Origin of the sequence: Arthrobacter ginsengisoli (assembly GCF_031456935.1) — a bacterium.
Taxonomy (GTDB): Bacteria; Actinomycetota; Actinomycetes; order Actinomycetales; family Micrococcaceae; genus Arthrobacter; species Arthrobacter ginsengisoli.
This window is the reverse complement of the sequence record NZ_JAVDVQ010000025.1, coordinates 13,179-31,972: the sequence shown is the minus strand read 5'-3', so window position 1 is coordinate 31,972 and position 18,794 is coordinate 13,179. Positions and strand designations below refer to the sequence as shown.

Genomic DNA, 18,794 nt, shown 5'->3' with positions numbered 1-18,794 from the left:
AAGGATCCATGTTTCGGGTGTGACGAAAGCTGCCCGGTGGCTAAAGGGAAATGACGGGATGAATGAGCGACACATCCATCGGGGCCATCCTCGTAGTTGCGAGTACACCTCGACGCTGGTGTGTGCAGCAGCGCCAACGACAATTTTCAGAGCGGTGACCGCTCGTGATCCTTCATAATCGTGCGAAGCCAGTCATCGAGCGGCTTGACCGCCTGAGGGGCGGTCTTGCGTGTGGCAAGGTGCTCTCTCAGGAGAGCCGACGGCAAGTGAGGCTTGACCTTCCCCGACTTCTTACCTGTGGAGTTCCATCCCTTCGAGCCAAGCCAGGCCGCCAACTCCTCTTTTCCTGTGACGCCTGATGCGTATCTATCCGACGCCGCCTGGTCAACCTCGTTCTCGCCCGCCGGTCCGAGCATCTCAGCGAGCTTCTTCTGACCGATCGTGTCGAGCAGCAGGCCTTCAAGATCGGATGCCAGAACGAACGCATCCCACCTTGCAAGGCCGCGATTGAGACTCGCCTGCTGCTCAAGTGCGGCCTTCAAGTTCGATACCGTTGCATCCGCCAAGCCGTGCAAAGCCTGAAGCTCACTCTGGGACGGGGCAGGATCTCTGGCTTTCTCCAGCAACACGCGCTTGCCTTGGCCGCCTGGCTTGTGCACGCCGTCTTTGTCAGTGATCACGTAGGCGCGAACGCCGAAGTACTGCGCCAGACCCACGATCCGCTATCCACTATAAAACTGGCTGCTTGAGAGAACAGAGCGAGGGCATTTCTACTCTTGTCCTCTTCCCCGATTTCCACACCGCGCACTTAGCTGGCCTTCGCGTCTGCTTCCAAAATGTCGTCGATGATCGCCCAAAGACCTTTGTCGTTTCCTGGACGGGCAAGATTCTGGATAAGACTGATACCCGATTCAATCTCGGTGTCCGGCATTCGTGCAGATGCCAGACGCCTGAACTTTTGTAGAACGTCGTCGTCTGTCAGCGGGTTGGCAGCAGAACCCCGAGGGGCGTTGCAGCCGCCTTCGACTATTTTCCCGTCATTCCCCTCAATGGTTACTCGTGAAATGTTGTAGGGTTTCGCATGAATTGTGCCACTGATTTCCAGTGAAGAGACTTCAATCCGTTCCATCAACGATTCGATTTCGGGGGACGCGTATCGTTCGAATTCGAGAGTGTGCGCTGGACTGATAAAGTCGGCACCATTCGCCGCGAGAGCGAGGCAGTACTGCAGATGGAAGCGAGCTTCATTGGGTGTTTCCGGCATGTGGTCCTTGCGTACGGCGGCCAGCAAGTATTCGGGCACCTGGACTTTGATTTGCTTGGCTTCTGCTACATTAACGCCTTGGCGGACGAGATCGACCACGGCGTCGATGCTCGAGTGGGTGTATCCGCAGGATGCATGAAGTTTTCGCTGCGGCTTGAGCAGATGCCATACATCTGGTGAACGGATCTCACTTTCGTCAAAACTGTGTGAGAGTGCAGCCATAAGCCCGAGTGGGCTTTCGATCAAGTGCGGCGGCCCGGTGAGTCCCGCCAGAGCATACTCAACGCCTTTGATGCCGCTGTCTGCAGGGCACGCACCGAACAGGATCGGCTTGATGGTTCCTCCCGTGCCGAAGATGACCTCGGCCGGACCCCAGCTGACGATGGTCCCGGCAATGCCCATTGCTTCGGCCGTCATAGCGACGGAAAGGCCGCGCAGTCGGGCAACGGCGGCCGCGGCACCTATGGCGGATACCAGGCTCGGGATGACCATCCCCGACTCTGTGTAAGGCTTCTTCGTCCATGCCGTGGATTCATAGAGGCGGGAAGTGACTTCAATGCCCGCGACGATGGCATCGACCACCTGCTCCCCGGAAGAGTCCGCTTGCCGGGCAGCACCTATCACCGCGGCAACGATCCCAATGCTTGCGTGTCCCCCGATCAAGTCATTAAGTTCCAGTACGTCACCCATGTAACCCAAGACTCGAGCCTCCTCACTCGGAGACAACAGGACTCCCGAGCCACTGCTCAGACGGCGTTCCGCCCGCTGCAGGGCCGCGGCCTCCGCTGTTACGGAGCCAGCGATAATGCATCCCAAGGTGTCGAGAAGACAGAGCTTGGCCTGGTCGCGTACAGCAGAAGGAATGGCATCACCCTCAAGTGAGTGCGCAAATTCGGCCAGTACGGTGAGCAACGGTTTCTCCGCTGATTCCAGCTCATTGGCGCCGCTCTGGCTTACGGTTGGGGACTGCATTTTTTCTCCTCCGTCTTGACAAGACCTGTCGTGACCTCCACCATATCAATGGATGGACCAATGCGCGAGACTGGGTCCCGAAGGAAGCCCGCCAAGGGGGTTCCGGACCCAAAACTCCGACGCAGCAACCCGCGGAATTCCGCGGTATTCAAAGGAGAATCATGGCAGTAGTAGTTCGCGGTACCCCACGGACGCCCTTGGACATCGTTGATGGTCTTGCTGAACTGGGTGTGGCCACGGTACATGAATCCCAGGGTCGAACCGGCCTGCTCGACATTCGTTTGCGTCCTATCTTTCCCGCCAAGGTAGCCGGAAACGCACTTACCTGCGAGGTTGCTCCGGGCGATAACTGGTCCCTTCATGTTGCCGTCGAGCAGGCCCAGGCCGGCGACATCCTGGTCGTGACGCCAACGAGTCCTTGTGACGATGGATACCTGGGCGACCTGCTCGCTGAAAGTCTTCTCGCGCACGGTGTCCGCGGTCTCATTATTGATGCCGGTGTTCGCGATGTCGACATCTTGACCGACATGAATTTTCCGGTGTGGTCCAAGGCCATCGGTGCGCAGGGAACTGTGAAGGAGACCGTCGGTAACGTACAAGTTCCCGTCGTTATCGCCAACCAGCTCGTCCGTCCCGGTGACGTGATCGTGGCCGACATCGATGGTGTTTGTGTTGTTCGGCGAGACGACGCCGCGAGCGTCCTCGCCAAGGGCCGTGAGCGTGAGGCGAATGAGACCGCAAAGCGGGCACGTCTTAAGTCAGGCGAGCTGGGCCTGGACATTTACAACATGCGCGAGAGGCTTGCCGCCAAGGGTCTGGTCTACGAGGACTACCAGCAATGACCCGTCAGATGGCGGTCCCCTGCACTGTGATGCGCGGGGGCACGTCCAAGGCGCTGTATTTCTTGGCCGAGGACCTGCCCACTGAGCGGGGCGCCCGGGATGCCTTCCTTTTGGCGGCCATGGGCTCACCCGACCCCCGGGAGATCGACGGAATGGGCGGCGGCCACCCGCTCACTTCGAAAGTTGCCGTCGTCAACCGGTCCATCCGGCCCGGGATTGACGTGGATTATCTTTTTCTTCAGGTGTGGCCGGACCGTGCCGAGGTCAGCGATCAACAGAACTGCGGCAACATTCTGGCCGGGGTAGGTCCCTTCGCCCTTGAAAACGGACTTCTGCCGGCTGCTGACGGTGTCACTCCCGTCGCCATCTACTTGGTGAACACGGATTCCAAGGCCACAGCGTATGTGGAAACTCCAGGCGGAGTGGTCAATTACGCCGGTTCCGCCCGCATCGACGGTGTTCCTGGGACGCATGCTCCCATCACTATCAATTTCGAGGATGTCTCTGGCTCAAGCTGTGGTTCGCTGCTGCCCACAGGCAACGTGACCGACGTCGTCAACGGAGTCGAGGTCACCTGCGTTGATAACGGCATGCCGGTGGCCTGCCTCAACGCTTCCGATTTTGGCATAACGGGCTATGAGACTCCGGCCGAACTCGAGGCAAATTCGGAGCTGAGGGGCCGGGTTGAAGAAATCCGCCTTCAGCTCGGACCTCTGATGAATCTCGGCGATGTCACCAACAAGACGGTTCCTAAGATGAGCCTGCTTGCACCGGCCAAGGGGGGCGGGGCCATCAGCACCCGCACCTTCATCCCGCACAGGGTCCACGAATCCATCGGTGTTCTCGGTGCCGTCTCGGTAGCCACCGCCTGTGTCCTCAAGGGCAGTGTCGCCGAGAAAATCGGGTCGCCGGATACACCCGGCCGTGGCGACGGTGCCGCCATGGAGGTCCAGGTCGAGCACCCCTCCGGATTCTTTACGGTCCAGATGGAAGTCGATAACTCCTCGGACCATCCCGTCGTGACCAAGTCCGCCTTACTCCGCACCGCCCGCATGTTGATGTCGGGCTCCGTTTATGTCCCTCAAATTTTCCGGGAGAACACATGATCATTGATTGCCACGGCCATTACACAACTGCCCCGGAACTTCACAATCAGTGGCGGATCGATCAGCTGGCAGCCTTCAAGGCCGGCAAGCCCAGCCCTGCGTACCCAGAGATTTCCGACCAGAGCATCATCGACTCCGTCGAGAAGAACCAGTTGCGCCTCATCAACGAGCGCGGCATTGATTTGACGATCTTTTCTCCACGGGCGTCTGCCATGGGCCACCACGAGGGTGACCAGCGGATCAGCCTTGAATGGACCGTTGCGTGCAACAACCTGATCAAACGCGTCGTGGATCTCTTTCCTGAGTCATTCATCGGTGTCTGTCAGCTGCCGCAGTCCCCCGGTGCCGATCTCACTGAATCAATCACGGAGCTCGAGCGCTGCGTCAACGAGCTCGGCTTCATCGGCTGCAACCTCAACCCTGACCCCAGCGGCGGGATGTGGCAGACAACGCCGCTGACTGACAAGTACTGGTACCCCCTGTACGAAAAGATGGTGGAGCTGGACGTTCCCGCCATGATTCACGTGTCGGCGTCGTGCAACTCCAACTTCCACGCCACCGGCGCGCACTACATGAACGCAGACACCACCGCGTTCATGCAGCTGCTTCAGGGTGACCTGTTCAAGGACTTCCCGGCGCTGCGGTTCATCATTCCCCACGGCGGCGGAGCCGTCCCCTATCACTGGGGCCGCTACCGCGGACTTGCAGACATGTTGAAGCAGCCGGCCCTTGATACACACCTGATGAACAACGTCTTCTTCGACACCTGCGTTTACCACCAGCCCGGCATCGACCTGCTGCTTGACGTCATCGACAACAAGAATATTCTTTTTGGTTCCGAGATGATCGGCGCCGTGCGCGGCACCGATCCCCAGACGGGCCAGTATTTTGACGATACGAAGCGCTACATCGACGCCGCTGACATTTCCCGGCCAGAACGCGAAGACATCTTCGCCAACAACGCCCGCTCAGTCTTTCCACGCCTCAACCAGACGATGAAGGCCTTGGTCTCATGAACACACTCACCTTCGTGAAGGATTCCGACTGGCTCGACTGGGATCCCACCCCCAGCAAGCCGACGTTTCAGGTTCCAGCCGGGGCAGTCGATGCCCACTGCCACGTTTTCGGGCCAGGCAGCATCTTTCCTTTCGCTCCTGAACGGAAGTACACTCCGTGCGACGCCAGCAGGGATCAGCTCTTCGCGTTGCGCGACTTCCTCGGCTTCGAGAAGAACGTAGTGGTTCAGGCAACCTGCCACGGTACGGATAATTCCGCCCTTCTGGATGTCCTGGCGAACTCGAACGACAGGGCGCGCGGCGTCGTCACCGTAAAGCCCTCGGTAACTCCGGCGGAACTGGCACAGATGCACGAGCTGGGCGTCCGAGGCGTCCGCTTCAACTACGTCAAACGCCTGGTGGACCCAAAGCCCGACGAGTATTACCGCGAAATCATAGAGAAAATCCGTCCGCTGGGCTGGCACGTCGTGCTCTACTTCGAGCCCCCCGATCTCCGGGAAAAATGGGACTTCTTCACCTCCCTGAACATTCCGATCGTGATCGACCACATGGGCCGCCCCGACGTCACCAAACCCGTGGACGGCGCAGAGTTTGGCGAGTTCCTGCGCTTCATGCAGGAGAACTCCAACGTCATCTCGAAGGTCAGTTGCCCGGACCGCATCACGGTCAGTGGAGCACCTGCCTACGCGGATGTTGCACCGTTTGCCAAGACCGTCGTGGAGGAGTTCCCCGACCGCGTCCTGTGGGGGACGGATTGGCCGCACCCCAACATGAAACAAGAGATGCCCGACGACGGAATTCTCGTGGACTACGTCCCGTCCATAGCAACAACGCCGGCCTTGCAGGAGAAGTTGCTCGTAGCCAACCCCAACTACCTTTATTGGAGCTGACCATGAAGCCAGATTTTGAACAGTTCAAGGACCTTCCGGGCACAACCATCTTCACGATTGAGAAGGGTCGCGAAGGCTTCCAGTTGAACGAGTTTTGCATGAGCCTTCGCAAGGAGGAAAACCGCAGGAGATTCTTGGCGGACGAGCGCTCTTACCTGGACGAGTGGGAGATGTCGGCGGACCAGAAACAGGCCGTCCTTACCCGTGATTTCCAGAAGATGCTCGACAACGGCGGAAACGTCTACTTCCTGTCCAAGATTTTCGCGGCCGAAGGACTGTCGTATGTCCAGGCCGTAAGCACGATGACCGACATGAACGTGGAGCAGTACCAGGCAATGATGCTGGCCGGCGGCCGCAGCGTTCAGGGCTGGCGCTCCAAGAAGGAACGAGACGAAGCATAATGGCAAAAATTACAGCTGGGATCGCGACCAGCCACGTGCCCGCAGTCGGCGCAGCGATCGACATGGCCCGCACAGACGACGATTACTGGAAGCCGATGTTCCAGGGATACGAGTTCTCGAAAAGCTGGATCAAGACCAACAATCCTGACGTGGCAATTATCGTCTACAACGACCACGCTTCGTATTTCGGGATGGAAATCATGCCCACCTTCGCCATCGGTGTGGCCGAATCATTCGAGGTCTGCGACGAGGGCTACGGGCCCAGACCCGTCCCGTCCGTCGAAGGGGCCCCGGAGCTCGCAACCCATCTGGCTGCTTCCCTCATCCTTGATGACTTCGACCTGACTGTGTTGAACGTGCTCGAGGTGGACCACGGCCTCACAGTTCCCCTGTCACTGATGTACGGCACTCCAGACAAATGGCCTTCCAAGGTCATACCCCTGGCCGTGAATGTCGTGATGTACCCCCAGCCCTCCGGCGAACGCTGCCTCTCCCTCGGCAAGGCCATCCGGCGGGCGGTGGAAGAGTTCGACGAGGACCTTAACGTCCAGGTCTGGGGCACCGGCGGCATGAGCCACCAAATCCAGGGCGCCCGCGCGGGCCTGATCAACCTGCCCTGGGACCAAAAGTTTATGGACGATCTCATCGACCAGCCCGAGGTGCTCCAGTACAAGCCCCACCTCGAGTACATGAGGGAAGCAGGTTCTGAAGGCGTTGAACTCATCATGTGGCTCATCATGCGCGGCGCCCTCGGCGACAAAGTCGACGAGGTCCACCGATTCAACCACGTACCCGCTTCCAACACATCCGTTGGCCACCTGATCCTTACCCCTAAGGAAGGAGACGCATGACTGTCAATATTGCCGTCGTAGGCTTGGGCGCCTTCGGCCACAAGCACCTTGAAGCCCTCACCCAAATCCCTGACGCCAAGATCCAGTATGTTACCCACAGCAAAATGGACGTCGCGAAGGAGGTAGCCGTCAAATATGGGGCTAAAGCCGCCTTCACCAACTACTCCGAACTGCTGGCTCAGGACGACCTACACGGCGTTGTTCTTGCAACGCCTACACAGATGCATCATGCCCAGACCCTGGAGGCCCTAAGTGCGGGCAAGCATGTCATGGTCGAGATCCCGATGGCTGACTCCCTGGCGGGCGTGCAGGAAATCGTGGACGTCCAAAAGGAGACGGGCCTTGTTGCCATGGCCGGCCACACGCGCCGGTTTAATCCCTCGCACCAATTTGTGCACAACAAGATCAGCGCCGGCGAATTCGCAATTCAGCAAATGGATGTGCAGACCTATTTTTTCCGGCGCACCAATGCCAACGCCCTGGGCCAGGCCCGGTCCTGGACAGACCACTTGCTCTGGCACCATGCTGCCCACACTGTGGACCTGTTCCAGTACCAGACCGGCGAAAAGATCGTGAAAGCCAACGCCATCCAGGGGCCCAAGCATCCTGAACTTGGCATTGCGATGGACATGTCCATCCAGCTCCAAACCGAAACAGGCAAGATTTGTACCCTGTCACTCTCCTTCAACAACGACGGCCCCATCGGGACGTTCTTCCGCTATATCGGTGACACCAACACCTACATCGCGCGGTATGACGACCTTGTCGATGGAAAAGAGAATCCCATCGACGTCTCCAACGTGGCGGTGTCCATGAACGGCATCGAGCTGCAGGACCGCGAGTTCGTGGCAGCCATCAAGGAAAAGCGCGAGCCCAACTCCAGCGTGGGCCAGGTTCTTCCCTGCTATGTAGTGCTCGACGCGTTGCAGCAGCAGCTCGCGTACTAAGCCGGGGGTCCAGTGCGGCCACTAAAAGCGAGAGCTTAACCAACAAAGGGGTGCTCCGTCTCTCGGATATCAATTGTCTTGACAGTTGTTTCCAAGCGAAGGAGCACCCCTCACGTTGTCCGGCGAACCCCACAGCAACTATGGCGCCTTGCTGAATGGAATCTTTTTTCCATGAAGGATACGTCCGTAGGTGAACTCGATGGCCGCGATCATGGTGCTCTCGTAACCGGTTTCGTTTAGCATCTCAACGACGTCCATCATTTCAATCTGCCGCCGCTTGACGTGCAGTGCGGTGCCCAAAAGGTACCGCTTGGCCGTCTGGGCGGAATGGGATTCAAATTCCTCGAGAATCTCCTGGTAAGCCCAGTTCTGCAAGCCCATGCTCTCCGCGGCCCACAAGCTGTCAGTGATGACTCCTGCCATACCTTTGACCAGCAGGCTGCGGAAGAGCCGGCGCGCCGTTGCTTCGCCCGGCACCTCGGAAACATACTCCAAGCGCAGACTGGACGGTCCAAGCAGGTCCATCAGCTTCCTGGCGCCAGTCCCGGCCACATCCAGGGCTGGTATTTCGCCGGACACCGGATCCTGTCCAACAACTGCGATATCCGCATATGAACCGTCGTCAAACAACGCGGCAAGTTCCTTTTTCACGGCAGGCGTGCCGGCGCTCAGGTCCCCGTAAAGCGCACTCTTGGCAAGGAGGGGCACCACGCTCTCGGCAACCCTGAACGGCGCAGAGGATGGGCCCAGGGAAAGAACCACGGCAGCGCCGGCTACTGCCTCCTCAAGGCTCTTCGCCATAGGCGCAATGGGTGATCTGCTCACCGCTAAATCGAAACCGACGACGTCGAACCCAGCCTTAATCAGCTCGCTGGCAACAACGGACCCGGCTTCGCTGTGACCGACGAACGCTACCTTAGGATGCACAGACATACGGCTATCGCCCAACCTGTGTGCTGAGCGAGTATTCCCGGTCGAAAAGCCGCATCTGGGCGGCGGTATGATGATCGCCCACTGGCTGCGTGACGTTATCCAGGGCCATGATTTGTTCCGGGCTGAGTTTCACGTCCAGCGCAAGAAGGACTTCTTCAAGGTGCTCAATCCGAATAGTGCCCGGAATCGGCGACCAGTCCTCCCCCTTGCTCAGCAACCAGGCCAGCGCCACCTGGGACAGAGTCGCTCCGGCCTCCTCGGACACGGATTCCACCTCTTTGAGCACATCGAGGTTCTTGTCTAATGCACCGTCCATAAAGCGCGGGTTGCTCAAACGCCAGTCGTCCAGGTCGAGCTGGCTAAGGGACAGGATCTTTCCGCTAAGAAGACCGCGGCCGAGAGGTGAGTAGGGCACAAAACCGATCCCAAGTTCCTTCAACAAGTCCAGGGTTCCATCGTCGCCATCACGGGTCCACAGCGAGTATTCGGACTGCAGCGCGGTGACCGGATAAACCGCATTCGCCCGCCGGATGGTGTCCGGACCGGCCTCCGAGAGACCGATATGGCGGATCTTGCCCTCGGCAATGAGGTCAGTCAACGTTCCCACGACATCTTCGATGGGCACCGTCTTGTCAACGCGGTGCTGGTAATAGAGGTCGATGTGATCGGTGGCGAGGCGCGTGAGGGAGCCTTCCACCGCGGCGCGGATGTTTGAGGCCGAGCTGTCCGCGGGGCCCGGGTTCCCCACGTGCGAGATCAGACCGAACTTGGAAGTAAGAACCACTTGGTCGCGGCGGCCCTTCAAAGCCTTTCCCAGAAGTGTTTCATTCTTGAAGGGCCCGTAGAGCTCCGCGCTGTCAAAGTGGGTCACGCCCAGTTCCAGGGCACGATGGATAGTACGGATCGATTCTTTATCAGCCTGTTTATGGCCCGTATAGAGATGGGACATACCCATGCAGCCGAGCCCTATCGCGGAGACGGTGAGGTCACGAAGCTTGATGTAATGCATAGAACTACTTCCGGTCGGTTCGAGTCAGGTGGAAACAGGCATCGGCTGCGATCAGCACAGGCAAGGCCCAGACGATGGGGCTTCGTCCGGGCCTTGCCTGTGCTCAGTAGCGGATCAGCGCCACCGATGACCCGAATCATTGTGTGATCTCGGCTCATCGGCTAGGGCCGACGCTGTTAAGGTTTGGTTGCAAAATCCTTGGCCGCTGCGCCCGTCATGATGTCGTTGTCCTTGGTCTCACGTGTGAGGAAAACGGCCACCACGCTGATCGCGCACATGCCCATCATGAACCAGATGACGGGACCGATGTCCTTGCCGGATGCAGCGTAAAGCGACGCAAGGATGACAGGGGTGAATCCGGCGCCAATCAAACTGGCCAGTTGGTAACTGAGCGAGATGCCGGTGTACCGCGATCGGGGCGGGTACTGCTCAGCAAGGAATGCCGCCATCGGACCATAGATCATCGAGTAGAGGACCTTTAGTGTCACGAAGGCGATAAAGACCAGCGCGATGGTTCCGGACCCAATTGCCGCGAAGAGTGGATAGGTCAACAGCGCGACTGCAATGCCTCCTGCCATCATGAGCCAGCGGCGGCCCAACGTATCCGACAGTTTGCCGAAGACCAGGACCCCTGCAGAAGAGAAAAGCCCGCTGATGGACAAGCCGAACAGAACGCTGGAGCTGCTGGCGCCGCCGGCGACAGCATAGGTTGGTCCGAAGGTGCTGATCATGGCGGACATGCTGAACAAGGAAATGCAACTCAAGGTGGTCAGGATGAGGATCTTGGGATGACGAAGTACCTCTACGAGAGGAGCGGACTCCCTCTTCTTTTCCTCTTGAGCAGCCATCGCGGCTTCAAAGACAGGGCTTTCGGAAACTTTGGCTCGTATGATCAAGCCCAGAACCAGCAGGGCTGCGGAGGCGAGGAACGGTATGCGCCATCCCCAGGTAATAAAGGCATCGTGGGGCAGCAGTGCAGCAAGACCCATGGCCCCGGTTCCCAGGAAAGTACCAAAGGAACTGCCGGCGGTAGCGAACGACGCGGCAAAGCCGCGTTTTTTCGCCTTGGCATGCTCCAGGGACATCAAGGCGGCGCCCCCCCATTCACCGCCCACACAAATCCCTTGGACTACGCGCAGCGTAACCAGCATCACGGCACCCCAGGAACCGATGGCATCAGCCGGGGGAATCAGGCCCATCAGGAATGATCCGATGCCCATCCCCGCCATCGAGAGGACGAGCATTTTCTTGCGGCCCAGCCGGTCACCGAAGTGGCCGAAGATCAGGCCACCGATGGGACGGGCGACGTAACCGGCGGCGAAGGTTGCGAGCGAGGCGATCGTGCCGGCCAGGGGATCCAGGTTGGAGAAGAACACTGGCGCGAAAACCAGCGATGCGGCCGAGGCATAGATGAAAAAGTCGTAGTACTCGATCACACTTCCGAGGAAGCTTGAGGCGATGACACGACGGACTTCCTTGTCCTTCTGTTCAGGCGTTAAAACGCGCACCCGTTCGGTTGTTGTGGACATAACACTCCTTTGTGTAAGGATAGGCCCCATTTGAGTGGTGATTCTCGGGGCGGCTGAATCGAAGCAGGGGGTGTCCAGCAGAGATCAACGGCTGGAGGAGGTAGCCCTCGCAAGGTCTCAATGGAGGAACCATTGCTCCAATGATAGTGATCTAAGCCATATAGTCAATACCGCGTCTTCGTCGCAACCGCTGCCCCTGGCGAGGACGAGTAGTCAACGGTGCAATCGGCAATCAGTTGGTGCTGTTCTTGCCCGGCTCGCTGGTGTTGCGCTGGCTTCCGGCCGCCGACTGGTTCCGGTGGCCGTGTTCATCGACGCACTACCGCAGCGGGCACCGACACCCCGGGTGTTCCGTTCATCGGTATGATGAAAGTACTTCCCTATTGAGAGGCGTCCAGTGGCCAATTCCACCTCAGGGGAATCCGTCATCCACCGCGTTGTGCGGATTCTTGCTGCATTTGCGGATGAGGCCCCCGCTCTTCATTTGCGGGAGCTGAGCCGTAAGGTCGATCTGCCCCTGTCCACAGTGCATCGCCTCGCGGGCGAACTGGAGATTGAGGGCCTGCTGGTCCGGGACCCTTCCGGACGGCTGCGGCATGGCCACCGGCTTTGGGAACTGGCTTCCCGCGGCTCCCGGGCCGCCAGCCTTCGCGAGTCAGCCCTGCCGGTCATGGAGGATCTGGCGGCCCACAACGGCCACAATATTTCGCTGGGCGTACTTGAGGGCACGGATGTGCTCTACATCGAGCGGCTGGCCTTAAACGAGTCCGTCGTTAACATCACCAGAATCGCCGGGAGGCTCCCGGTCCATGGCTGTTCGGGCGGCTTGGTCTTTATGGCCTTCGCCCCCGAGGCGGACCAGGAACGGTTCCTGAGCCGACGACTGGAGAAACTGACAGATGCCACGGTGACGGATCCGCAGGAGCTGCGGAAAGTCCTGGCCATCATCCGCCAGACCGGATATTGCTCCATGGCCGGAATAATCGTCGATGAGTCCAGCGGGATCTCCGTACCGATCTTCGCGGACGGGAATACTCCCCTGGCGTGCCTCACCGCTATCGTCCCCAGGGGCCAGGAGAACGTTCCGGCGCTCGTGCCGCAAATGCAGATGGCTGCCCGTGCCATTTCCCGCCGGCTTGGATACAATCCGGCACCCGTGGGCACACTTCGCCGGAGCCTCCCCGCGCCGAACTGAACGCACCTCAGGCCGGCACGCGAACTTCGGACTCTTATGGGCAGCCCAAAGCCTGTTCCATTCAATGATCAGGCGTTCGAATCAATGGAACACCACCTCGGTATTGCGCCTTCCACCGTGCCACGATCAGGGAATTGCTCCAGCCATCCCGCTGGACGCCAGACCCTTGGAGAGTGAAAGAACCAAATGCGCATCCTCAATGCTGAGAACGCCGGCCGCTATGACGTCGTCGTGGTGGGCTCCGGTGCGGGCGCACTCACAGCCGCTGCCACCGCAGCCCATGCAGGCCAGTCCGTAATCGTTTTGGAGAAGTCCGAGCTGCTGGGAGGCACTTCCGCAGTGTCCGGAGGCATGCTCTGGGTGGTGGACAACCACTACGCACGGGAAGCCGGCATCAACGATTCAAAGTCCGCCGGCCGTGAGTATGTGGAGGCCGTGGCCCGCGGCCGCGGCCGGTCCGAACTGCTCGACGCGGCCCTGGACCACGGCGACACGATGCTCCGATTCGCGGCGGACGAACTCGGCGTGCGGTTCATCTTCCTGGACAACTTCCCGGACTATCGCCAGGATCTGCCCGGTGCCGTCAAGGGCGGCAGGACGGTGGAGCCCGAGCTGTTCAACTGCCACGAGGCCCTCGGCCCGTTGGCCGGGCACGTCCGCACGGACGGCCGGCTCCCCTACACCATGCAGGAATACGAGGACTGGGGCGCCTTCACCGCTTTCCCGTGGGACGAACTGAACGAGCGTCAGGCCAACGGGTTTGCAGCCAAGGGCCACTCCTTGGTAGCAATGCTCATCAGCGCATGCCTCAAAAATGGCGTTCACTTCGCTGTCGAGGCCCGCGCTGAAAGGCTCCTGACCAGCGAGAGCGGCGTGACCGGCGTCGTACTCAGTGACGGCACCGAGTTCGCAGCCGGCGCAGGCGTGGTGCTGGCTGCGGGCGGTTTCGAGTGGGACCGGCAGCTGGCTGACTCGATGCTCGCCACCCGCCTATACACCATGTGCTCACCGCCCTCAAATACCGGGGACGCCCTGAAGATGGCCCAGCGCATCGGCGCCATGACCCGCGGTACCCGCGAAGCCTGGTGGGCGCCTATGTCCCTGACCGGGACAATGCGCGACGGGGAACCTGTCGGTTCGCTGCTGCGGTTCGAGCGCCAGGGGCCCGGCTCCATAATGATCAACCGCCACGGCCAGCGCTTCGCGAATGAGGCACAGAACTACAACGACCTGGCACGCGTGCTGCACTCCTGGGATTCGGCGAACAACCAGACGCTGAACACCCCGGCCCACGTGGTATTCGACCAGTCCTATCTCGAACGCTACGGCATCATGGACCACCGTGCCGGCAACCCGACCCCGGCCTGGCTCATCGAAGCACCGACGCTTGCCGACCTCGCTTCCCGGATCAGCGTTCCGTCAGAGGCCCTCAAAGCCACTGTGGAGCGGTTCAACGCCAACGCCCTCCAGGGCGAGGACCCGGACTTCGGCCGCGGATCTTCAGAGTACGACCGGTACTGGGGGGACGCGGACAACCAGTGGCCGAACCCTTCGCTGGGGCCGCTGCAGTACGGGCCTTACTACGCCCTCGAGGTTGTCAACGGAGCCTTCGGGACATGCGGAGGTGTGGCCACTGACGGCAATGGCCAGGTCCTCGACGTCGACGGAAACACCATCCCTGGCCTCTTCGCCGCCGGCAACACCACCGAGAGCCCCTACGCCGCCGGATACCCCGGCGCCGGGGCGACCCTGGGCCCGCTGATGACCATGGCCTACCTGGCCGGCCGACGATTGGCCGATCAACCGGCCCATTACACGGCCGAGTCCGAGTCGGTGCCCGCATGATCCGGCACATCGTCATGTTCCGCTGGAAGGACAGTTTCACCGAGGAAATCCGCGCCAGCTGGATCACCGGCCTGGAACAGTTGGAAGGCAATATCCCCGGCCTGCTTTCACTGGCCCACGGACCTGACGTCTTGAAGACGGACAGATCATGGGACCACGTCATCGTTGCGGACTTCCAGGACCGCAATGCACTCACCGTCTACAACACCCACCCACTCCACGAGGCCATCAAGCCCTACTCACTGCCGAACGTGCAGGACCTTGCCTATGTGGATCTCGAACTCGGCGGTTCAACGACGCCCCTCACCCCTTCAGGCAGCGCTGCCTTGACCTCCAAACGCTAGGAAACAGGCATGACTGACACCCCCACCACTACCCACCGCTGCGACATACTCATCGTCGGTTCCGGTGCGGCCGGCATGGCTACAGCACTGCGGGCCGCGCACGACGGCTTGAATGTCATCGTTGCCGAAAAGTCTCCGCACTTCGGCGGCACCACCGCGCTATCCGCCGGATGGGCCTGGGTCCCCGGCAACCGCAGGGGCGCTGCGGCCACGGGCGACACCCGGGCCGAAGCCGAAACGTACCTGAAAGCCCTGGCGCCGAAGACATACAACGAGGACGGCATCGCCGGGTTCCTGGACACCGTTCCGGAAGCCATTGCTTTCTTCGAGGACCACACCAAGGTGACCTTCAGCTATCCGGAGAAGGCACCCGACTACCAGATGGACCTGCCGGGCGCCAAACTCGGCGGCCGCGCCATCCTGCCCACCGATGCCGACATCCGCATGCTGGGCAACCGCCGCAAGGAACTGCAGCCATACCTTAGCTCCTACACCGTTTTCGGCTACATGCCGCAGGTGGGTCCGGACCTGAGCACGATCCTGAAGGCCAATCAGTCCGTAAAGGCCTTTACCTACACGGCCGGCAAGCTGCTGAGGACCTGGGCGGACACTGCGCTGTTCCAGCAGCCCCTCAGGCGCACCAACGGTTCGGCCCTGATGACCCGCATGGTCGCTTCCGCGCTGGACGCCGGCGTGCGCGTGTGGACCTCCACTCCTGTGGAGGACCTGGTAATTGACGACGGCGGCGCGGTCACCGGTGCGGTCCTCACCGGCGAACACGCAGGCCGGGTAGAGGCAAGGCTGGGCGTGGTGTTGGCCGGCGGCGGCTTCTCCGGGGATGATGCCCTGCGCAGGCAGTACTTTCGGCATGACCGCAACGGCGGGGAGCACTTCACCCCGACCCAGGGCCATGACGGCTCCTCGGCACGGATGGCCATGAAAGTCGGCGGCAGGATCAACGCCGAGGTCTCCTCGGTAGGCTCGTGGGCGCCCGTCACGGTCTTCAAGTACCTGCGCACCGGTGCCGAGCGCCTTTTCCCGCACCTGCGCCAGATCGGGCTGCCGGGCATGATCACGGTGGACCGCAACGGCAAGCGTTTCGGGAACGAAGCATTGAGCTACCACGACTTCGGTGGGCAAATGCTGGCGCACATGAAGGACGAGGACTCTGTCTACGCGTGGATTGTGGGCGACAGGAAGCTCATGGACAAGTACGGCATTGGCTATGCTAAGCCTTGGCCAATCCCCCGCGCCTTGTTCTACAAGATGGGTTACCTGGTCAAGGGCAACACACTGGAAAAGCTGGCCCGGAAGATCGGCGTTGACGCAGCCGGGCTGACGGCCACCATTGAGCGCTTCAACCGGGACGCCGTCGCCGGCGAGGATACCCAGTTCGGCCGTGGCTCTACTGCCTACAACCACTTCCGCGGGGACATGGAGCATAAGCCTAACCCGAACCTGGCACCCTTGGCCAAGGGTCCGTTCTTCGCCGCAAAAGTGCGCATGGGCGATCTGGGCACCTTCGCCGGAATCGACGTTGACTCACGCCACGCGGTGATCCGGGCCGACGGATCCCGCATCCCTGGGCTGTTCTCGGTGGGCGCCGCTGCAGTCTCCGTGTTCGGCGGCGGCTACCCAGGATACGGCTCCCACATCGGCCCTGCCCTGGTGTTTGGCTACCGCATGGGACGGGACATCGCTGCGCTGGCCGCGGAGTCCGGCCACGCCGGAGCAGCGGAGCGTGCCGCAGCCATCGGCAAGTAATTCTGAAAACTGATGCTCCGGAGCCCATTCAGGGGCTCCGGAGCATCAGTCATTTTCAGCTGTGGAGGGTGACGGCGAAGAGGCGGTCTTGCAGTGCCTTAAAGTGTTCAGCCAGGATCTTTTTGGCGGCTTCAGGATCGCGGTCCTGGATCTCCTGGACCAAGCGGGCACGGAGTTCGTGGGTTTCCATTCCCGCGGCCGGTCCGGACTTGAGGTGGAACTGCCGGGTCATTTCCAGCAGCGGCTCGGTCAATACCTCGAGCACGCGGTTATGGGCGAAGGCGGCGAGCTTCCGGTGAAAATCCATATGCAGGACCAGCCGTTGTTCGTAATTCGGTTCGGAACTCTCCGCAAGTTTTGACTGCCGGGCAATTGCAGCCAATTCATCGATCTCTTCGTCCGTCGCGTGGAGGCAGGCCCGCTCGACAGCGTAAGTCTCCAGCACCAAACGCACGTCGATGAGATCGGTGGCGTCGTACTGGTTAAGGTTGATGCCATCGCGAATATTCTGCGATAAGGCAGCCGTGTTCGAATCATTAAGGAACGCACCGCCGGTTGCCCCCTTCTTCAAGGTGACCAGGCCGGAGACCTCCAACATGCGAATAGCTTCACGCACGGTGTTCCGGCTCACGCCCATTTGCTCCGCCAACAACCGCTCGGCGGGGAGCTTCTGACCTGGCCTGAGTTCGTTGGATTGGATGCGGTCGCGGATCTGCTTCATGATTGCATCCACGGCGCGGCGCGGCTGTACCTGCGCGAACGGCTGAGCTGAATAATCCACTGTCTACCTTCGTTTAACCGGCGTGGGTGATGTCCATACGTTCGAGTATCGTAACCGCAGGGACCGTTGTCTGGTTCGGGTGCCAGCCTCCGTTGATTTGGCATCCGGCTCATGGAACAAATTCTCTACGGCGTTAACACATGTGAGACTTCAATCACCCAAGTAATGGATCAACCATACACATACTGAGGGCACTATGGCTACGGTAGTCACGGCCGGTCTGCCTGAGTCTTCGAGCCGGATCTCCAGGTATGGGCGTGACGGCGAAACATCCAGTGTCAGCTTATTCGTGACGGAACTGCAGAGGGACGGCGCTGCAAGCTCAGGAGCATGGAAAAGCCAGTCCCAGGCATGACCCGGGACTGGCTTCCTTTTTGGTGGCCGGCTACCCGAGAGCCCCGGCTTGGATGCGGCGGTGGAGCAGGTCAAAGTGTTTCGTCAATGCCTGCTTGGCGGCGTGCGGATCCCGGTCCCTTAGCGCCTGCACGAGTTGACGGCGGGTTCCGTGGGTCTCCAAACCACCGGTGGGGCCAGCATTCTGATGAAAGTGCCGCGTAATTTCCAGGAGCGGTCCCGTCAGCGCCTCGGAAATCCCGTTGTGGGCGATCTGAGCGAGCTTCCGGTGAAACAGGATGTGGCGCTCCAGGCGATCCTCGAAGTCGAGGTTGTTGGTTTCGGCTTCCTCCGAGGAACTCACGACGGCGGCCAGTTCCTCAATCTCAACGTCTGTGGCGTGCAGACACGCCTGTTCAGCAACATAGTTCACCAGGACGAGACGGACATCGATGAGTTCCTTGGCGTCGTACTGCCGCAGCCCCATCCCATCGAGCAGGCCCTGGGCCAGGGCTGCCGAATTCGAGTCGTTGAGGAACGCGCCGCCGGTGGATCCCTTTTTCAGTGTGACGAGCCCGGAGGATTCCAGCATCCGAAGAGCCTCACGAAGGGTGTTCCGGCTGACGCCGAGCTGCTCCGCCAGATCCCGTTCGCTGGGTAGTCTTTCCCCCGGATTGAGCTCATTGGACTGGATACGGCTTCGAATTTGCTCGATGATCTCATCCACCGCGCGCCTTGGCCGGACGTTGGCGAATGGCTGGAATGCCCCCGT

At 60.4% G+C, this 18,794-nt stretch carries 18 protein-coding genes; 11 read left to right on the top strand and 7 right to left on the bottom strand.

Translation table 11 applies throughout. The features are described 5' to 3' along the window. Nucleotides 1-146: 146 nt before the first annotated feature. A complete protein-coding gene (locus J2X01_RS19040) occupies nucleotides 147-716 on the bottom strand; it encodes a hypothetical protein (RefSeq protein ID WP_310061155.1) in 570 nt (189 codons plus the stop codon). A 92-nt stretch (nucleotides 717-808) separates the two neighbouring features. Further along, nucleotides 809-2,236: an MmgE/PrpD family protein gene (locus J2X01_RS19035; protein ID WP_310061153.1), complete on the bottom strand. Its 1,428-nt coding sequence runs from the start codon at nucleotides 2,234-2,236 to the stop codon at nucleotides 809-811. 161 nt (nucleotides 2,237-2,397) lie between these two features. Here J2X01_RS19035 and J2X01_RS19030 point away from each other — a divergent pair, with 161 nt between their 5' ends. The 7 genes from J2X01_RS19030 to J2X01_RS19000 are packed head-to-tail and all read left to right on the top strand — an operon-like array spanning nucleotide 2,398 to nucleotide 8,289. After that, nucleotides 2,398-3,078, top strand: a complete 681-nt coding sequence (locus J2X01_RS19030) for a 4-carboxy-4-hydroxy-2-oxoadipate aldolase/oxaloacetate decarboxylase (protein ID WP_310061150.1) — start codon at nucleotides 2,398-2,400, stop codon at nucleotides 3,076-3,078. After that, complete coding sequence (locus J2X01_RS19025; protein ID WP_310061148.1) at nucleotides 3,075-4,184, top strand: 4-oxalomesaconate tautomerase; 1,110 nt, start codon at nucleotides 3,075-3,077, stop codon at nucleotides 4,182-4,184. The genes J2X01_RS19030 and J2X01_RS19025 overlap by 4 nt, the downstream gene beginning before the upstream one ends. Continuing rightward, nucleotides 4,181-5,200, top strand: a complete 1,020-nt coding sequence (locus tag J2X01_RS19020) for an amidohydrolase family protein (RefSeq protein ID WP_310061146.1) — start codon at nucleotides 4,181-4,183, stop codon at nucleotides 5,198-5,200. Before J2X01_RS19025 ends, J2X01_RS19020 begins: the two co-directional genes overlap by 4 nt. Then, complete coding sequence (locus J2X01_RS19015; protein ID WP_310061144.1) at nucleotides 5,197-6,090, top strand: amidohydrolase family protein; 894 nt, start codon at nucleotides 5,197-5,199, stop codon at nucleotides 6,088-6,090. The genes J2X01_RS19020 and J2X01_RS19015 overlap by 4 nt, the downstream gene beginning before the upstream one ends. A gap of 2 nt (nucleotides 6,091-6,092) precedes the next feature. Continuing rightward, a complete protein-coding gene (gene ligA, locus J2X01_RS19010; protein ID WP_310061142.1) occupies nucleotides 6,093-6,491 on the top strand; it encodes a protocatechuate 4,5-dioxygenase subunit alpha in 399 nt (132 codons plus the stop codon). Continuing rightward, nucleotides 6,491-7,342, top strand: a complete 852-nt coding sequence (locus J2X01_RS19005) for a class III extradiol dioxygenase subunit beta (RefSeq protein WP_310061140.1) — start codon at nucleotides 6,491-6,493, stop codon at nucleotides 7,340-7,342. Before ligA ends, J2X01_RS19005 begins: the two co-directional genes overlap by 1 nt. After that, on the top strand, nucleotides 7,339-8,289 hold the full coding sequence (locus J2X01_RS19000) for a Gfo/Idh/MocA family oxidoreductase (RefSeq protein WP_310061137.1): 951 nt from the start codon (nucleotides 7,339-7,341) through the stop codon (nucleotides 8,287-8,289). Before J2X01_RS19005 ends, J2X01_RS19000 begins: the two co-directional genes overlap by 4 nt. Nucleotides 8,290-8,427: 138 nt before the next feature. On the opposite strand, the gene J2X01_RS18995 is transcribed toward J2X01_RS19000, so the two are convergent. The 3 genes from J2X01_RS18995 to J2X01_RS18985 all read right to left on the bottom strand — a co-directional run bounded on the left by J2X01_RS18995 (nucleotide 8,428) and on the right by J2X01_RS18985 (nucleotide 11,760). Then, nucleotides 8,428-9,222, bottom strand: coding sequence for a DUF1932 domain-containing protein (locus J2X01_RS18995; protein ID WP_310061134.1), 795 nt, complete (start codon nucleotides 9,220-9,222; stop codon nucleotides 8,428-8,430). Nucleotides 9,223-9,226: 4 nt separating this feature from the next. Next, on the bottom strand, nucleotides 9,227-10,231 hold the full coding sequence (locus J2X01_RS18990; protein ID WP_310061130.1) for an aldo/keto reductase: 1,005 nt from the start codon (nucleotides 10,229-10,231) through the stop codon (nucleotides 9,227-9,229). 176 nt (nucleotides 10,232-10,407) lie between these two features. Next, nucleotides 10,408-11,760, bottom strand: a complete 1,353-nt coding sequence (locus tag J2X01_RS18985; RefSeq protein ID WP_310061128.1) for an MFS transporter — start codon at nucleotides 11,758-11,760, stop codon at nucleotides 10,408-10,410. A gap of 397 nt (nucleotides 11,761-12,157) precedes the next feature. On the opposite strand from J2X01_RS18985, the gene J2X01_RS18980 reads away from it, so the two are divergent. The 4 genes from J2X01_RS18980 (at nucleotide 12,158) to chcC2 (ending at nucleotide 16,908) form a co-directional block, all read left to right on the top strand. Further along, nucleotides 12,158-12,955, top strand: a complete 798-nt coding sequence (locus J2X01_RS18980) for an IclR family transcriptional regulator (protein ID WP_310061125.1) — start codon at nucleotides 12,158-12,160, stop codon at nucleotides 12,953-12,955. A gap of 186 nt (nucleotides 12,956-13,141) precedes the next feature. Continuing rightward, nucleotides 13,142-14,800 carry a 4-oxocyclohexanecarboxylate 2-dehydrogenase gene (gene chcC1 / locus J2X01_RS18975; protein ID WP_310061122.1) on the top strand — a complete coding sequence of 553 codons (1,659 nt, stop codon included), beginning with the start codon at nucleotides 13,142-13,144 and terminating at the stop codon, nucleotides 14,798-14,800. Next, a complete protein-coding gene (locus tag J2X01_RS18970; RefSeq protein WP_310061119.1) occupies nucleotides 14,797-15,144 on the top strand; it encodes a Dabb family protein in 348 nt (115 codons plus the stop codon). The genes chcC1 and J2X01_RS18970 overlap by 4 nt, the downstream gene beginning before the upstream one ends. A 9-nt stretch (nucleotides 15,145-15,153) precedes the next feature. Further along, nucleotides 15,154-16,908 (top strand): 4-oxocyclohex-2-ene-1-carboxylate 5-dehydrogenase, encoded by a 1,755-nt coding sequence (gene chcC2, locus J2X01_RS18965; protein WP_310061116.1) that lies wholly within the window; start codon nucleotides 15,154-15,156, stop codon nucleotides 16,906-16,908. Between the two features lie 55 nt (nucleotides 16,909-16,963). On the opposite strand, the gene J2X01_RS18960 is transcribed toward chcC2, so the two are convergent. Together J2X01_RS18960 and J2X01_RS18955 are read right to left on the bottom strand one after the other, a co-directional pair. Further along, nucleotides 16,964-17,689: a FadR/GntR family transcriptional regulator gene (locus J2X01_RS18960; RefSeq protein ID WP_310061113.1), complete on the bottom strand. Its 726-nt coding sequence runs from the start codon at nucleotides 17,687-17,689 to the stop codon at nucleotides 16,964-16,966. A gap of 385 nt (nucleotides 17,690-18,074) precedes the next feature. Next, nucleotides 18,075-18,749: a FadR/GntR family transcriptional regulator gene (locus J2X01_RS18955; RefSeq protein WP_310061110.1), complete on the bottom strand. Its 675-nt coding sequence runs from the start codon at nucleotides 18,747-18,749 to the stop codon at nucleotides 18,075-18,077. Nucleotides 18,750-18,794: the final 45 nt, after the last annotated feature.

What these genes read in the sequence shown, in the direction of transcription:
- J2X01_RS19035 (WP_310061153.1), bottom strand. Translation starts at nt 2,236, where the DNA reads ATGCAGTCCCCAACCGTAAGCCAGAGCGGCGCCAATGAGCTGGAATCA.
- J2X01_RS19030 (WP_310061150.1), top strand. Translation starts at nt 2,398, where the DNA reads ATGGCAGTAGTAGTTCGCGGTACCCCACGGACGCCCTTGGACATCGTT.
- J2X01_RS19025 (WP_310061148.1), top strand. Translation starts at nt 3,075, where the DNA reads ATGACCCGTCAGATGGCGGTCCCCTGCACTGTGATGCGCGGGGGCACG.
- J2X01_RS19020 (WP_310061146.1), top strand. Translation starts at nt 4,181, where the DNA reads ATGATCATTGATTGCCACGGCCATTACACAACTGCCCCGGAACTTCAC.
- J2X01_RS19015 (WP_310061144.1), top strand. Translation starts at nt 5,197, where the DNA reads ATGAACACACTCACCTTCGTGAAGGATTCCGACTGGCTCGACTGGGAT.
- ligA (WP_310061142.1), top strand. Translation starts at nt 6,093, where the DNA reads ATGAAGCCAGATTTTGAACAGTTCAAGGACCTTCCGGGCACAACCATC.
- J2X01_RS19005 (WP_310061140.1), top strand. Translation starts at nt 6,491, where the DNA reads ATGGCAAAAATTACAGCTGGGATCGCGACCAGCCACGTGCCCGCAGTC.
- J2X01_RS19000 (WP_310061137.1), top strand. Translation starts at nt 7,339, where the DNA reads ATGACTGTCAATATTGCCGTCGTAGGCTTGGGCGCCTTCGGCCACAAG.
- J2X01_RS18995 (WP_310061134.1), bottom strand. Translation starts at nt 9,222, where the DNA reads ATGTCTGTGCATCCTAAGGTAGCGTTCGTCGGTCACAGCGAAGCCGGG.
- J2X01_RS18990 (WP_310061130.1), bottom strand. Translation starts at nt 10,231, where the DNA reads ATGCATTACATCAAGCTTCGTGACCTCACCGTCTCCGCGATAGGGCTC.
- J2X01_RS18985 (WP_310061128.1), bottom strand. Translation starts at nt 11,760, where the DNA reads ATGTCCACAACAACCGAACGGGTGCGCGTTTTAACGCCTGAACAGAAG.
- chcC1 (WP_310061122.1), top strand. Translation starts at nt 13,142, where the DNA reads ATGCGCATCCTCAATGCTGAGAACGCCGGCCGCTATGACGTCGTCGTG.
- J2X01_RS18970 (WP_310061119.1), top strand. Translation starts at nt 14,797, where the DNA reads ATGATCCGGCACATCGTCATGTTCCGCTGGAAGGACAGTTTCACCGAG.
- chcC2 (WP_310061116.1), top strand. Translation starts at nt 15,154, where the DNA reads ATGACTGACACCCCCACCACTACCCACCGCTGCGACATACTCATCGTC.